Annotated in this window: 11 protein-coding genes; 2 read left to right on the forward strand and 9 right to left on the reverse strand. The window is 50.2% G+C overall.

The annotated features are described in order from the left end of the window. Positions 1-17 precede the first annotated feature (17 nt). From DHL47_RS01275 to DHL47_RS01285, 3 genes are read right to left on the reverse strand one after another with little or no spacing between them, the layout of a single operon-like run. The gene (locus DHL47_RS01275; protein WP_164828330.1) at positions 18-491 is read right to left on the reverse strand and encodes a hypothetical protein; all 474 of its coding nucleotides are present in this window, start codon (positions 489-491) and stop codon (positions 18-20) included. Next, on the reverse strand, positions 472-1,383 hold the full coding sequence (locus DHL47_RS01280) for a phosphodiester glycosidase family protein (RefSeq protein WP_128834490.1): 912 nt from the start codon (positions 1,381-1,383) through the stop codon (positions 472-474). Before DHL47_RS01280 ends, DHL47_RS01275 begins: the two co-directional genes overlap by 20 nt. Beyond that, positions 1,380-2,423: a bifunctional glycosyltransferase family 2/GtrA family protein gene (locus DHL47_RS01285; RefSeq protein WP_209550639.1), complete on the reverse strand. Its 1,044-nt coding sequence runs from the start codon at positions 2,421-2,423 to the stop codon at positions 1,380-1,382. The genes DHL47_RS01280 and DHL47_RS01285 overlap by 4 nt, the downstream gene beginning before the upstream one ends. Before the next feature lie 583 nt (positions 2,424-3,006). On the opposite strand from DHL47_RS01285, the gene DHL47_RS13290 reads away from it, so the two are divergent. Beyond that, positions 3,007-3,345, forward strand: coding sequence for a TNT domain-containing protein (locus tag DHL47_RS13290; RefSeq protein WP_245335509.1), 339 nt, complete (start codon positions 3,007-3,009; stop codon positions 3,343-3,345). A gap of 506 nt (positions 3,346-3,851) precedes the next feature. Here DHL47_RS13290 and DHL47_RS01300 read toward each other — a convergent pair. Further along, entirely contained in the window at positions 3,852-4,676 is an 825-nt protein-coding gene (locus tag DHL47_RS01300; RefSeq protein WP_128834485.1) for a PrsW family intramembrane metalloprotease, read from the reverse strand. 158 nt (positions 4,677-4,834) lie between these two features. On the opposite strand from DHL47_RS01300, the gene DHL47_RS01305 reads away from it, so the two are divergent. Further along, positions 4,835-7,873 (forward strand): AAA family ATPase, encoded by a 3,039-nt coding sequence (locus tag DHL47_RS01305; RefSeq protein WP_209550640.1) that lies wholly within the window; start codon positions 4,835-4,837, stop codon positions 7,871-7,873. A 645-nt stretch (positions 7,874-8,518) separates the two neighbouring features. Here the strand turns inward: DHL47_RS01305 and DHL47_RS01310 are convergent. From DHL47_RS01310 to DHL47_RS01330, 5 genes are all read right to left on the reverse strand, one after another. Beyond that, positions 8,519-9,508 (reverse strand): arginase family protein, encoded by a 990-nt coding sequence (locus tag DHL47_RS01310; protein WP_128834482.1) that lies wholly within the window; start codon positions 9,506-9,508, stop codon positions 8,519-8,521. A gap of 161 nt (positions 9,509-9,669) precedes the next feature. After that, positions 9,670-11,211, reverse strand: coding sequence for a histidine ammonia-lyase (gene hutH / locus DHL47_RS01315; protein WP_209550641.1), 1,542 nt, complete (start codon positions 11,209-11,211; stop codon positions 9,670-9,672). Positions 11,212-11,250: 39 nt separating this feature from the next. Next, on the reverse strand, positions 11,251-12,582 hold the full coding sequence (locus DHL47_RS01320; protein ID WP_128834480.1) for an APC family permease: 1,332 nt from the start codon (positions 12,580-12,582) through the stop codon (positions 11,251-11,253). Positions 12,583-12,657: 75 nt separating this feature from the next. Further along, on the reverse strand, positions 12,658-13,254 hold the full coding sequence (locus DHL47_RS01325; RefSeq protein ID WP_209550642.1) for a HutD/Ves family protein: 597 nt from the start codon (positions 13,252-13,254) through the stop codon (positions 12,658-12,660). A gap of 15 nt (positions 13,255-13,269) precedes the next feature. Further along, a complete protein-coding gene (locus DHL47_RS01330; protein WP_209550643.1) occupies positions 13,270-14,943 on the reverse strand; it encodes a formate--tetrahydrofolate ligase in 1,674 nt (557 codons plus the stop codon). Positions 14,944-14,975 lie beyond the last annotated feature (32 nt).

The raw sequence follows: 14,975 nt of genomic DNA on the forward strand, positions 1-14,975 counted from the left end.
ATCTGAGGTTTTTTGCTTTATACTTGACTGTAGCTTTCACGCCGGCTTAGTCTTTCACCTTCTTTTTTGCTGGGAGCCGGCTGGGCAGGTACTTCTGCATTCCACACGCTGCGCGTAAAGAGCATGCTTAGCAGGGCCAGAGCTGCAAAGGCGATACCGACATACCAGTAGGGCATGTCCAGAGTAGTGGAGCGGCCGGACAGGTTGACAATGCCGCGGAAGAGCACGCCGGCTGTAATGACCGCTACGGCTGAATTCCAGAGGTTGAGGCTGAGACGGGACAGATTGGGAATCAGCTTCAGCAGCAGGAGCAGGACGGTGCCGCCAATCACAGGTACTGCAAAGAGATAGTGCATGTGGACAGAAGTTTCGCCAAAGCTAAAGGATTCGTAAATCCTGCTGAAAGCAAAGAAGAAAATGCTTAGAATGATGTAAACGATGGCTGTTTTTCTGAAACGTTTTTTGCTGGGATTAGTAACCGATGTAGACAATGTCACTCACCGACCTTTCTGAGATAGTATTTCCATTGGTCGTAGGCTTGTTAATGACCTGACCATTAAAGTAAAGGGTAGAAGATCCGCCGCCATCCAGATTGTAGGCAGTGGTTGCGCCGTAGGATTTCATGACTTCGGCCAGCTGATAGAGCGACAGGCCCTCGCTTTCAGAGGTCCGGCCGTCGGATACCACGATGATATAATGGTTTTCATCAATGATGCCGATAGCTGTCCGCGGATTCGAAGACATGGACTGGCCGACTTCGGAATTGGTAGAGACGGTGATTTCCCCGTTTTCTACCAGAGATGGGCCGAAGGCCAGAAGGTTGACCACCCCGTCTGCGACCAGCTGGTCGGCAGAGGTTTCATTTTCATAGACGATTTTAAAGGAGCCGTCTTTGTAAATGGCCAGGTCTCCATTGCTGGCATCCTCTCGGACAGTATCCCGGTAGACCACGCCGTTGCGGATGACATAGCCGGTGGAGTTGGCCCCGTAGTAGTCTCCGTTAACAGCCAGAATGGCGTTGTTGTTGGCTGCTGTTTCAGAAGTCTTGGCCGTGACATTGGTCCCATAGGTGTTTTGGGCGAAGGCCGTTTTCAGATATTCTGAAGAGCTGACCGTTACGTCGGCAATGTAGACCTGCGTGTTGCTGACAGTTTTCTCTGTGATGGAAACGGAGATATTGTCATCCTGATAGCTGCTATCGGTCGTCGTCGCTGTCTCGGCGGCCTTGCTGGCTGCTTCTGTATTGGAAGCTGATGCCGTGGTAGAAACCGTTGAAATGGTCTCAGCGATGACAAAGGTCTTGAGCATGGAGTAGCTGAAAGAGCCGGTCAGCAGCAGCCCCAGAATCGAGGCGTAGACATAGCGTTTTTTTAGGAATTTCATGATGCGGTATGTGTCCTTTCTTTGAAAATAAACTTTTTTTGCACCAGCCAGGAAAGGGCAAAGAGCAGCATCCCCACGATGATTTTCACAAGGAGGAGATTGAGGCCGAAGACGGCGTAAAAGAGCCGAATCAGGAGGGTGTCAAGGATAAAGAGCCCCAGAGCTAGGCTGAAATAGCCGGTGCCGGTTTTGAGGATGCTGTCTTGGTTTTTAAAGACCAGCTTTTTGTTAGTTGAATAGTTGAAAATGGAGCTGGTGACGCGGGCAATGCCGTTGGCCAGCAGAATCCTCAGGCTAATGGGCACGGCTGCCAAGAAGAGCAGTGCCAGAGCATAGACGATGTAGTCTACGACAAAGCTGCTGAGAGAAGTCAGCGCGAATTTGAAGATATTTTTGTAAATCATGAGTCCATCCCGAACGGGTCTAAAGTGCGAGCCCTCATTGTCATTGATATAAACCGTCTTAATGGGCACTTCCAAAATCGGGTATTCCTTGGAAGCTTCAAGGAGCATGTTCATCTCATATTCATAACGCTGACCTTCTACCTGCATCATGAAGGGAATCATATTGGTCGTAAAGGCCCGCAGCCCAGTCTGGGTATCTGAAACGGCGACCCCTGTCTGAAGCTTAAAGAGAGTGCGGGTCAGGCTGTTGCCGAAGCGGCTGCGCAGGGGCACCTTGCCCGTAAAGGCGCGTGCCCCCAGCACCAGCTGATTGGGATTTTCAGCGGCCTTGGCTGCTACGCGGAAAATATCCCAGACCTTGTGCTGGCCGTCTGCATCGGCTGTCACGACCGTACCGTAGACTTTCAGAGCTTCAATGAAGGTGAAGGCCGTTTTTAAAGCCTGCCCCTTGCCTTGATTGGTCTTGTGATGCAGCACCGTTGCATAGTGTTCAGCCTCTTTGAAAATATGATCGCACTTGGCAGAACTGCCGTCATTGATGACAATCACATGAAAATGATGCTTATTTTTAACTTTTCTGATTAAACGAAGCAGATTGTGATCCGGTTCGTAAGCAGGAATGACTAAGTAGTCCATATCAGTACCTCTTTCTCAGATATTCTGTAGACAGTATACAGACCTCGGCTTAAAGCTAGCTGATATAAGTTAGGTTTAAGAAAATGTTAATAGTTTTTTAAGGAAAGAGCGGCGGCAGGATGGGCTGAAAAGGTTGAAACAGAAGAGATGGAGGAGGTTTTGGGCAGACTGAGTGCCAAGCACAGGCGGCTTAAAATAGTCTTAAAAAATAGCAAAATAAAAATGAAATTAGCCTAACTTTTTATTAAAAAACTATAACTTTGTACCAAATATATTATAATCTTCGGAAATAAAGGTAGAAAATAATGTTTTAAGTAATCTTGCAGCTAGCGCAGAAGGCCGAAGAGCTTCCAAATTTTATGCTCATATCGGCAATGAAAAGCGGATTGATATAAATCGTGTTAATCTATGGCATCGTTTAGCAAATGCAGGAATAGAGCCGGCTGATAGAGCCAAGTTAACCCAGTGGTATCAACTGCCAGAAGCTGAGCATTATCTATCAAATAAAAAAGTTTACGATAATCCAGATTACACTAATCAGTTAACAGGCGGCACCATTTATCCAGGAACTTCCGAAAGTGCTTTGGGCAAGGTTGATGGAAGTATACATAAAGATGGATTTTTGAATGGTGAATACAAAGAATCAGTTATATTGCCAGGAACCAGAATAAATAGGATTGGTTCTAATCCAACAGGAAGGGATTTCTCTCCTGCAGGAGCAACATTTGGTGAAAAGGCTTTGCCTCCTTTTATGAAACTACAACCGACTTCAGATTATATTGCACTAAAGAAAATACCAATCAAAGAAGGATTGGTTGCGCCTTGGTTTGATGAACCTGGTATGGGGATTCAATTAATGACAGATTTACCAATTGCTGAATTAGAAAAAGGCGGCTACTTACGTAAAATAAAAAGGGAATGATGTTTTGTTAACAGTATTAAGAAATAAAATTGAAGACCTAATTTCCGAAATTGGAAATATATAATTAGAAGAATTTGGAATCTATTTTTCAAACAAACCGCCCTACTTTCCAGAAGGAACCAATATAATAGAAAATAGAAATGAAAAATAGAATCTATTTTTACAGAAAGAGGTAAAATGACATCAGAGATTTCTAATCTAACTGATGACGAAGCGGCTTATCAAATTTTAAAAATTATCATTGAGATTGTTTCTTCACAAGCGATTGATGAAAAAATGCGGATGCAATAGAAAGATGAATCGAAAGAAACGAATTTGATAAAGTTAGTCGATTAGTTGGGGAGACACAGGAGAAGAGGTGCAGATAGGGAAAGGAGCTGCTGCAAAAAATTAATCCTCTTTATGCCTCATGGTATGAAAGCGAGCATTATAAATAAATCTCAGCATAACCATATATCTAATCAGACAGCCATTCAGATTAAAAAAACGACCCTCGCGGTCGTTTTTTAGTGTTCCCCTTCCCATTCGTCCCGCTCCATCTTACGAATTGTCCGGCAGGCTTGGTAAAAGAGGTAGACAGCCAGAGCGGTCATGGCAGGTGTGATGATGGGGATATCCGTTTCGATAGCGGTCAGCGGAGAGTTCCAGAGGAAGTGGAGGACGAAGGCCGCTAGGAAGTAGAAGAGACCAGCTCGGAAGTAGGTTTTCTGGGTCTTGGCATAGCGCAGCATGAGGGCCAGGCCCAGAGCAGTCAGGCCGGTGTAGAGCCAGTGAGAGGCGATGCCGCCAGTGATGCGGCCCAGAATACCCGATATGGTATAGGAAAAACCTTGGGGCAGATCGGAGAGGATATAGGAGAAGTCCTCGCTGATCTGAAAGCCCATGCCTGCTGTGATACCGACAAGCAGGATGGATTTGAACTGCTTGACCGGCGCCAGATAGAGGGCGAAGCCCACTGCTAGCAGCTTGAGCGGTTCTTCGACCAGCGGAGCCGCAAGTGCATTTTCCAGGTCGCTGATCAGAGTGTTGGGGAAGTTTGCGCTGACCCACTCATGGATATAGGTATTGGCCAAGCCAGAGGTCCAGCCAGCGATAAAGAGCCCGCCCAGCAGGGCAATCGCCAGACTCTGCGGCGGTGTCTGCCATTTCCTGCCCAGATAGCGGATGGTCAAGAGAGCCGGGATGATATAGAGCAGGGCCAAAAGAGCGGCCAGACCGACGATGCCGTAGGAAGTCCCGGACATGCTGCCGTAAGTATAGGCCTGCGTTTCATAGTCTAGGCCGACAGCGGCCAGAACGAGAAAGAGTAAAAGGATAATCTGTTTCTTCATAAATCACTTTCTAAAATTTATTTTTATCTTAGTATAGCAGAAAAAGCCTAAAAGAAGCTAATCTGGGGACCGGAATGTTGGGGTAGTCAAATATTTTACTTGCTAAAATGTCTTTTTTTGTTTATATTAGTTTTATAAGCTTTCTTGGAGGCGTTTGCATGACGAAGAACCTGCTCACATTAAAATTATTGGGAAGTCCCAGTGTCTTTCTCAATCAGGAAGAAATTTTTTTCCCCTTTGCCAAAATCAATGCTCTGCTCTACTATCTGCATATCAAAGGGACGGTCAATCGGGAGGAAATCGCCGGAATCCTTTGGGAAAATAAGGACAACCAGACGGCGAAAAAGAACCTGCGCAATACCATCTATCAGGCCAATAAGCTGCTGGGTGGGGACTGGATTATTGCGCCCAATCGGACGGTGCTCTCCCTTAATCCCAAGTTTTCTCTGGAGAGCGACGCGGCCTTATTTTCTCAGCAGCCGGCGGAGCATCTGTCGCTTTATGGAGGAGATTTTCTGCAGGGCTTTTATCTCAAGGACAGCGAAGCTTTTGATTTCTGGGTGTCCAAGATGCGGACGGAGTTTGAGCAGCTCTATATCAAGGCCTGCTATCAAAGACTGGAGGAGGAGAAGGACCGGCTGGATCTGGAAGAGGCCGAAAGCAATCTGCACCGCCTCATCCGTATCGATGAATTTGACGAAAAAAACTACCAGCTGCTGATGAAGCTCTATCAGGACAACAACCGGCCGGGCAAGGTCATCGAGACTTACTATAAGCTGGTCAATCTCTTGGACAAGGAGCTGGGCATCAGTCCCAATGAGCATATCCAGCAGATTTACCATGAAGTAGTAGCCAAGGACCGCAATGAGCGCAAGACCAAGCAGTTTCTGCGCAATACCGACCATTTCTTTGGCCGGGTGGATGAGATCAAGCGGCTGGAATCGTATTTTTCTAAGATTTTGGAGGGGCAGGAGGCGCGTGCTCTGGTGCTGGTCGGCGGGACCGGTATCGGCAAGCGGACGGTGACCCGGCAGGTGCTGGCCAATCAGACCAAGTATTTTCAGATTGTCATGGCAGAGTGTTTCAGGGAGGAAATGACGGCAGAACTGCAGCCCTGGCGCGGTCTCTTGGACGGTCTGGGAGACCTGGTCATTCAGCACCAGATCCTTTCTATCAGCCAGTGGCAGGTCATTTTGGAAACCTATTTTCCCATCTTAGAAGAGCAGCTTGCGGGTGAGGCTATTGACAGCAGCCGGCTGGCCCAGTTTGTGGTGGATATTCTGCAGAAGATTTCCAAGAAAAAGGCCCTGGTTGTGCTGATAGAGGACTGTCATTGGCTGGACAGTGCCAGTGTGGCGGTTTTGGAGCAGGTCATCAATCATCTGAGTGACTATCCGGTAGCCTTTGTTCTGACCAAGCATTTGAATACTCCTCCTTACTTGGAGCATTTTCTCAATCATCTGCTGGTTCGCGGCAAGCTGGACTTTATCGACCTGCAGCCTCTGAGTCAGACAGAGAGTGCAGCGTATCTGCAGGCCCAGCTTGGGACGCTGACCGTTTCTGAGCAGGAGGCAGACCAGATCTATCAGATTAGTCAGGGGATTCCTTTCTTTCTGTCCGAGTATGCTCAGGAGCTGCTTGACGGAGAGAAGTTTCACCCTCTGACCCCAGCGATTAAGGCCAAGCTGTCCTTGAAAATGGATCAGATCAGCAGCCGGGAGGAGGAGCTGCTCCATTATCTGGCCTGCTTCAGAGGGTCTGCAGCCCTGTCAGTCCTGACCAAGCTCATGGCCCTGCCCTTGGAGGAAATGGTGGAAATTACGGAGGAGCTGGAGCAGAAGCACCTTTTGCGGGAGGACTATGACGGGGAGGAGCTGGTCCTGCAGTTCAGCCAGCAAATTTTGCAGCTCTATGCTTATGATCGGCTGTCTCTGGCCAAAAGGCGCATCCTGCACAACCAAATCGCTCAGGGCATGGAAGCCCTGCTGGAGGGCTCGCTTTACCATGCCCAGCTCTTTCGTGAAATTGCCTATCATTATAAAATGTCCAAGCAGGCTATCAAGTCGCTGGAATATGAGCTCCATTATCTGGATGCGACCCTGCAGTTCCATCATGAGCTTTTTCCGATTTATTCACGGGAATTCGGCTTTATTGAAAAGATGGACGATGCCAATCAGTCGGCGGTCTTGGAGCAGTTTGACCGCATCCGCCGGAGGATTGGAGACTTGGAGGGCAAACACCAGCAGCACCGGGATTTTCAGCTGCTGGTCCTGCGTTTTCTCTATTTGGAGGGCCGTTATTCCATCCGGCGGGGCCACTACCGGCAGGGAATGGACAATATCCAGCGGGTTATTTCGGCAGCCAAGGAGCTGAACCAGCTGGAATTTCTCCTGGAGGGCTACCGGCAGGTCATTTACTACTGTATCCAGACGGAAAATATCCCGGAGATGCGCTACTATACCGAGCTGGCTCTGGATGCTTCCGTGCAGGCCAATAACCATGAGGCGATTGCTGTCAATCTTCGGCTGAAGGGACTCTATCATCTCATGGTGGGGGAGGAGGAGAAGGCGGCTCACCACCTCTGCCAGTCCATTGACTGTTTCAGCCTGACACCGTCGCTGCGCTCCAAGTATTCCATTCAGATTGCGGCAGCCTTGGACTATCTGGCGGAAATCGAGCAGGTCAGAGGGGATTTTCAGGCGGCTCTGGCCCATCAGAAGGAGGCTATTGGGCTGACGGAAAATAAAACGGCCGAACCCTCGCTGATTGTCTTTTACATCGGGCTGGGGATTAGCTATTATTTTTTGGGGGATTATGAGCAGGCAGAGCAGATTTTCCTCCGGGCCAAAAAAGAGCTGGCCTCCCTGTCTTTTCCTTGGAAGGAAGCCCAGCTGGAAGTTTACTTGGCTCTAATCGACTGCGCCAAGGAGGATTACCAGCCGGTGCTGGACCTGCTGCATAAGAAAGAGCAGCTGATAGCCCGCTATGCCAATCCGCGGGACAAGGGCATGATTTACTATCTGATGGCTCTGCTCAAGCACCGGCAGCTGATGGGCAGTATTGAGCAGGCGGACTTTGAAGATCTGCTGCCGCAGCATTTTGACAGCTACTATGACATAGCCAAGGCCCATCTCAATCCCTACCGGGACCGTCACCAGCTGGAAGACTTGGAAAACCTGCGTCTGCAATTGCCGTAAAAATAAGAAGCAAAAGAAAGGCAGTGGGACAGAAATTTTGAAAAAATTTAGTTCCCTTCACTCTTTTGTTTCTAAGCTCAGGCTGAAAAGGTCTCCCAGACCTTTTCACTCCCAGCCCGCGAGGCTCTCCCAGTCCGGGGGACTGGGAGAGGTTGGGGATAAAACAAACGCAGTTTGTGTCAAAACAGTCCGGGGGACTGTGAGAGGTTGGGGATAAGGAAAACAGAGTTTTCCTCAATGTAGGAGCTTTTTGGAGTCTAAAAGACGAACAAAGTTGAGACTTGCTTCGCAAGTCCTATCCGCAACCTCAAAGCAGTGCTTTTGTTGCTTCCTCTCGGAAGCTTTATCTATAACCTCAAAACCTCCACTGGAGCTTTTGAGCAATCAGCTACCGCGTCAAGAGTTTTTTTCCAAAACAAAGCGAGACTGAAGGACTTTTTATACGGTATCTTATCAAAGATCCTCCCCTTTGCGGGTGAGGGCGCAGCCATCATGGGCGTCTGTCTCAGCCTCTTTTAACATGTTTTTGGATAGACTGTCACACTCAATGAAAATCAAAAAGCAAAGGAAAAGACTCTCCATGACGATGGTCGGTTGTTCAGCGGTTTCTCAGACTGCAGATAGAAGATTAGCTGACGGGTACTATCAGTCATGCTCCTGTGCCCAGACTTGAGTCAGGTAAAAAATGAAGCTGGCAGCTAGGTTAGCCGTATGGTTGTCAATATCGTGGGGCGGGGAGACTTCGACGATGTCAAAGCCGATCAGCTTGCCGGAGGCAGCGATATGCTGGAAGACCAGCACGGCCAGATTAGGGTCCACTCCCAGCGACTGGATGGCACTGACACCGGGTGCGGCACCAGCTGCAAAGCAGTCAATATCAATGGTCAGGTAAACCTGCTCCTTATCAGCCAGAAAGGCATCGACGGCCTTGCAGACTTCCTTGTGGCCCATCTGGTAGATATCCAGCCCTGTCAGAAACTGAATGGCCTTGGATTTGGCGACAAAGTCAAAGAGAAAGAGATTGTTATTGTGCTCCTGAATGCCCAGAATCAGGTAGTTAAAGGTCTCTTTGGCCGCTAGGCTGTCGTCAAACATCTGGCGAAAGCCGGTGCCGGAGTTGGGGCCGGTCTGCTCATAAGGCCGCAGGTCGAAATGGGCATCCATATTGATGACGGCCAAATCTTGGTCAGGATTTAGTGACGACTTGAGCCCTAGATAGTGGCCATAGGCTGTTTCGTGGCCGCCGCCCAAGACGATAGGCCGGAGGTTGAGCTCCCGCAGGCGCCTGACGGCCCGAGCCAGACTGTGCTGCAGCTGGTCCAGCGAGCGGTTAGGTCCGTCAATATCGCCGGCATCAAAGACTCGGACATTTCTGCCCAGATGCCAAGGCAGCTTAGCCAGCTGGGTCCGGACAGCCTGGGGACCTTCGACTGCACCGACGCGGCCGTGGTTGATATAGACCCCCTTGTCGCTCTTAAAGCCAATCAAGGCAAAGTTGACGCCCTCAAAAGGCTTTAAGTTGGGGTCGTTTAAGTCCAAAAACTCAATAAGCATCCCCCATTTGGCAGCATATAAATCATCGTCTAGTCTCTTATGATAGTAGCTGTTGTCTAGCTGGTAGTAATCTTCTAACATGATTTTGTCCTTTTCCATCATAGTACTTGCGACTTTATTATAAGAGTTTCCGTCAAGCCTGTCAATAGAGTTTTGACTGTCAAAGAAGCCCAGCTGAAGGAGAGCGGGCTTCTTTTGCTAGCTTTTCATACTTCGAGTTTGCTTGTCATTGAGTATCCGTTTTAGAACTGGATGCTCAAATCCACAGCCTTTTCAACAGCAGCCAGAAATTCTGGGCTTTCAATCACCGCTGAGGCTTTGTTGAGTTCTTCGTAGATTTCGATATCCTTGTCAAATTCGATAAAGCGGACATGCTGGCGGAAGAGGTCGTAGGCTGGTTTGGTGCCCTTGCCCAGTTCGTGATGTTCTGCTTTCAGATCCAGTGCCTGACAGGCAGCCATGATTTCCGTTGCCACGATGCGGCGGGAGTTTTTGAGGATCTCTCCTGCTTTGCGGGCTGCGGTGGTTCCCATGCTGACAAAGTCTTCCTGATTTTCACAGGATGGGATGGAGTCCACACTGGCTGGGTGAGCCAGAATCTTATTTTCAGAAGCCAGCGAAGCGCAGGCATACTGGGTAATCATAAAGCCAGAGTTGAGGCCTGGGTGTTTGACCAGAAAGGATGGGAGCTTGCTCAGCTGGCTGTTGACCAGCCGTTCCACCCGGCGTTCAGATACATTTCCGATTTCAGAAATGGCAATACCGAGGAAGTCAAATGGCTGAGCCATGGGTTCCCCATGGAAGTTACCGCCTGAGATGACATGCCCTTCCTTGGTGATGATAGGGTTGTCTGTAACGGAGTTAATCTCAATCTCAACCTTGGTTTTTACATAGGCGATAGAGTCCTTGCTGGATCCGTGAATCTGCGGAATGCAGCGCAGGGTATAAGGGTCCTGCACCCGCTGCTGGGTCGCCACAGTGGTATTTTGGCTGCCTTCCAGAAGGTTGCGGATATTGCGGGCCGTCGCCAGCTGGCCGCTCTGAGGCCGGATAGTGTGCAGGTCTTCTTCGAAAGGACTGGTGATGCCGTTATGAACTTCCAGAGAAAGGGCACCGGCAATATCGGAGAGTTTGAGCAGCTGGATAGCATCGTAGGTCGCCAGCGCCCCGATAGCTGTCAGGACAGTAGTGCCGTTGATCAATGCCAGCCCTTCCTTGGCAGCCAAGGAGATTTTCTCAATGCCAGCCTTGTCCAGGGCTTCCTGTCCAGACAGCAGCTCGCCTTGGTAGTAAGCACGGCCCAGTCCCAGCATCGGCAGAACCATATGGGCCAGCGGTGCTAGGTCACCGGAAGCTCCCAAGGAGCCTTTTTCCGGAATGAAAGGCAGGACGCCTTTATTGAGCAGCTCCAGCAGTTTTTCCACCGTGGACAGGCGGATACCGGAGTAGCCCTTGACCAGAGAATTGATCCGAATCAGCATGATAGCACGGACTGCGTCTTCCGGCAGCGGATCGCCATAGCCGGATGCATGGGTGCGGATGAGGTTTTCCTGCAGCTGGGTCGTATCTTCTGGTGAAATGCTGACATTGCAGAGGGAGCCAAAGCCTGTGGTGACACCGTAGACTACCCGCTTTTCCCGGACGATGTCGTCCACGATTTTGCGGGAGGCCTGCACAGCCTTTTTGGCCTCTTGATCGATTTCACAGACTGCTCCCTGACGGGCAACTGCGATGACATCTTCTAATGTTAGACTATTTCCATCTAAATGAATCAATGTTGACATATAAACTCCTCCATTATAGGATATAGAATTCAGACTGGCTCATTCTTTAGCCAGAGTGCCTTTTCTGCCGTGCAAGAAATAATAGAGCAGGCTTGCGACTGCGGCACCGACAGCTCCCCAGACGAAATTCATCATGTTGTCACCGGCAATCATCAGCAGACTGACTGCAACGGCCAGGACAGGGATAACCGGTCCAAACGGTACACGGAAAGTGACTTCCTTGTCTGGGTACATTTTTCTGAGTTTCAATACAGCCAAGGCCGTTGGGATGTATTGGAAGAAGCGGAAGACCACGCTGTAGGTCGCTAACTGCTCAAAGGAGCCAGATAGCAAGAGTAAAATAGCAAGAGCACCGGAAATCAGAATGGCAGTTACCGGAGCGTTCTTGGAGTTGGTCTTGCCCAGTCCCTCTGGCAGGAGCCCTTCGTCTGCGATGGCAGCACCAAAGCGCGGCACCATGATGGACTCACCGATATTGAGCCCGGCGATGGAGATAAGAGCACCATAGGAGACCAGCGGGCCGCCGACAGGACCGATCATTTCCATAAAGGCATCCTGCACTGGTGCGCCGCTCTGCATAATGCGGCCGCCCAGCATGGCAATCGTCCCAGCGATAATCAGCATGTAGAGTACAGAGACGATGCTGATAGAGCCCAGGATGGCCTTGGGTACATTCTTTTCAGGGTTGCGCATCTCGCCGGCAACGATAGACATGGTTTCAAAGCCGATAAAGCCGTAGAAGATATAAACGGCTGTGCTGCCGATGGCATTGAAAATATTGGAGCCGCCTTCCAGCTGCAGGAAAGGCGTAAAGTTGCCCGCGTCAACACCGCCCTTGATATAGAAGATGGCAAAGGCTGAAAAGAGCACGATAGGAATCAGCTTGGCAACGGTTGCGGTCAGGGTGAACATCTTGGAAGTTTTGATTCCGGCGATATTCATCAGGCATAAGAGGACAACGAAGGTGATGCTGATAGCCAGATTATAGCCTTTAAAGGCTGGGAAGGTCTGGATAAACACTTCGGCAAATCCGGCTAGCATGGCTGCCCAGGCGATAATGGTAACGGCCCAGCCCAAAATACCGACATCAAAGCCGATAAAGTCTCCGAAGGCTTCCTTGGCATACTGCATGGCTCCGCCGTTTTTGCCAAAGTAGCCCGCGGTTTCCGCCAGGCAGACAGACAGGAGCATGACCAGAACAGCCACGCCGAACATGATAGCCAGAGAGGCCGGTCCTAAGCCTTTGTAGATTGATTTAGGCAGGAGGAAAATCCCCGAACCGATAACGGCATTGATACCATAGAGAGTTGCACCGGCAAAGCCGAATTTGGCTTTTTCCTGTTCTTGTGCAGTGAGTTTAGTTGCATCCATAATAATGTTTCTCCTTTAGAGATATGGGATCCTTTCCAAGTAAAGATAGAATGCTGACAAGGCATCAGGGTATCTTTACTTAGTAGGGATGTGGGTCAAACCAGCCCAAACAGCGCAGCAGGCGCCCTTAGGCTGTTTGCTTGAAAACATTATTTGCAGCTCAGTTTCCTGAGTCTCTTTTTCCATTATCAGGAGTTCTTGTGCCTCTATGTTTCGCGGCGGCTGCTCTCCCAGAGTCACCGTCAAATTATCCAAAGCGTAGATGCATTGAATGCTCTCATTCCGGCTGAGCTCCTGCCCGTCCGAAAGGGCAATCATCTGCCCCTGATAATGGTCGCTGTATATCAAGTTAAAATCAGTACAAGTCCCGCGACTTGTGATAGAATCACTCCCTTCAAAGACATAGGGGGTAAAGGGAGCCAGCACCGTTTCCTCCTGCCGGCTGGCATTCTGGAGGGAGAGAGGGCGGTCCAGACTCATGAGAATGCGGTGAAAACCGCTGAAATCAGAAAATGAACTTTCTGCTGCTTCTACAGTTGCTGTTGAGAGCCGATAGTCAAAGTTCCGACTGCCGCAGTGGCCGTCTGGCGGGGAAAGGAAGAGTTGTCTCGTCTTTCCTCCCGGCCAATCGGAAACTTGGAAATCGCTTGCTCTTAAAAGGGTTGCTTTCATCCTGTTTTACATTTATCAGAACAGACCGGTAATCTGGCCGTCTTGGTCAATATCAATCTTCTCGCTGGCCGGCACTTTAGGCAGGCCAGGCATGGTCATGATAGCTCCGGTCAGGGCGACAATGAAGCCTGCTCCGGCTGATACCTTGAGTTTGCTGATCTTGATAGTGAAGTCTTTAGGGGCTCCCAGTTTCTTTGGGTCATCAGAGAAGGAATATTGGGTTTTGGCCATGCAGATAGGGTACTGTGTAAAGCCCAGTTCTTCCAGCTCTTTCAGCTCTTTCTTGGCTGCCGGTGTCAGGGAAATGCCCTTGGCACCGTAAACCTTAGTGGCTATCTTTCTCAGTTTTTCCTCAATGGAGTCTTCTTCATTATATACAAATTGGAAATGATTGTCTTCCTCGGCCAGCTGGACCACCTTTTCCGCCAGCTCTCGGCCGCCTTCCCCGCCCTTGGCCCAGACGTCGGAGATGACGACATCAACGCCGCGTTTTTGGCAGGCGTCATAGACAGCCTGCAGTTCGGCCTCGGTATCCAGCGGGAATTTATTGATTGCCACGACTGCGGGCAGACCGTAGACATCCTGGATATTTTCCAGATGCTTGTCCAGATTGGGCAGACCATCTGCAACAGCCTGCACATTCTCTGCGGCCAGGTCGCTCTTGGCTACGCCGCCGTGCATCTTAAGGGCCCGAATGGTGGCTACCAGCACGACAGCCGCAGGCCGCAGGCCAGACATCCGGCACTTGATGTCGATGAATTTTTCAGCTCCCAGATCTGCTCCAAATCCGGCTTCAGTGACCGCATAGTCGGCGTATTTGAGGGCCAGCTTGGTAGCCAGCACACTGTTGCAGCCGTGGGCGATATTGGCGAAAGGTCCGCCGTGGATCAGGGCCGGTGTATGCTCCAAGGTCTGTACCAGGTTTGGATGGATAGCGTCTTTAAGAACGGCTGCCATAGCGCCTCCGGCTTTCAGATCCTGAGCCGTCACTGGCTGTCCGGCATAGTTGTAGCCGATAATAATCTGATTGAGCCGGTTTTTGAGGTCGGTCATATTCTCTGACAGGCAGAGGATGGCCATGACCTCGGAGGCTACCGTGATGTCAAAGCCGTCTTCTCTGGGAACGCCGTTGACCTTGCCCTGCAGGCCGTCCACGATGTGGCGCAGCTGCCGGTCATTCATGTCCACCACCCGCTTCCAGGTGATGCGGCGGGCGTCAATGCCCAGAGCATTGCCATGATGGATATGATTGTCAATGAGAGCAGCCAGAAGGTTATTGGCTACCCCGATGGCATGAAAATCACCGGTAAAGTGCAGGTTGATGTCTTCCATCGGCACCACCTGAGCATGGCCGCCGCCGGCTGCCCCGCCCTTAATCCCAAAGACAGGTCCCAGCGAAGGCTCCCGCAGGGCAATCACCGCTTTTTTGCCAATGGCAGCCAGCGCATCGACCAGACCGACCGAAGTCGTGGTCTTGCCTTCCCCAGCGGGTGTCGGTGAGATGGCCGTCACCAAGATGAGCTTGCCGTCTGTTTGGTCTTTTAATTTTTCCAGCTGCCCGGCGTCAATCTTGGCCTTGTAGCTGCCATAGAGGGAGAGAGCGTTTTTGTCCACCCCCAGTCTTTGGGCGACCCGATCGATTTTCTCCATTGGGACAGCATTTGCAATTTCAATATCTGATAAAACCATTGTGTTACCTCTTGGAGAAGAGAAAGGCTGTG

Origin of the sequence: Streptococcus panodentis, from assembly GCF_017884005.1 — a bacterium.
Classification (GTDB): Bacteria; Bacillota; Bacilli; order Lactobacillales; family Streptococcaceae; genus Streptococcus; species Streptococcus panodentis.

What these genes read in the sequence shown, in the direction of transcription:
- DHL47_RS01280 (WP_128834490.1), bottom strand. Translation starts at nt 1,383, where the DNA reads ATGAAATTCCTAAAAAAACGCTATGTCTACGCCTCGATTCTGGGGCTG.
- DHL47_RS01285 (WP_209550639.1), bottom strand. Translation starts at nt 2,423, where the DNA reads ATGGACTACTTAGTCATTCCTGCTTACGAACCGGATCACAATCTGCTT.
- DHL47_RS01300 (WP_128834485.1), bottom strand. Translation starts at nt 4,676, where the DNA reads ATGAAGAAACAGATTATCCTTTTACTCTTTCTCGTTCTGGCCGCTGTC.
- DHL47_RS01305 (WP_209550640.1), top strand. Translation starts at nt 4,835, where the DNA reads ATGACGAAGAACCTGCTCACATTAAAATTATTGGGAAGTCCCAGTGTC.
- DHL47_RS01310 (WP_128834482.1), bottom strand. Translation starts at nt 9,508, where the DNA reads ATGTTAGAAGATTACTACCAGCTAGACAACAGCTACTATCATAAGAGA.
- hutH (WP_209550641.1), bottom strand. Translation starts at nt 11,211, where the DNA reads ATGTCAACATTGATTCATTTAGATGGAAATAGTCTAACATTAGAAGAT.
- DHL47_RS01320 (WP_128834480.1), bottom strand. Translation starts at nt 12,582, where the DNA reads ATGGATGCAACTAAACTCACTGCACAAGAACAGGAAAAAGCCAAATTC.
- DHL47_RS01325 (WP_209550642.1), bottom strand. Translation starts at nt 13,254, where the DNA reads ATGAAAGCAACCCTTTTAAGAGCAAGCGATTTCCAAGTTTCCGATTGG.
- DHL47_RS01330 (WP_209550643.1), bottom strand. Translation starts at nt 14,943, where the DNA reads ATGGTTTTATCAGATATTGAAATTGCAAATGCTGTCCCAATGGAGAAA.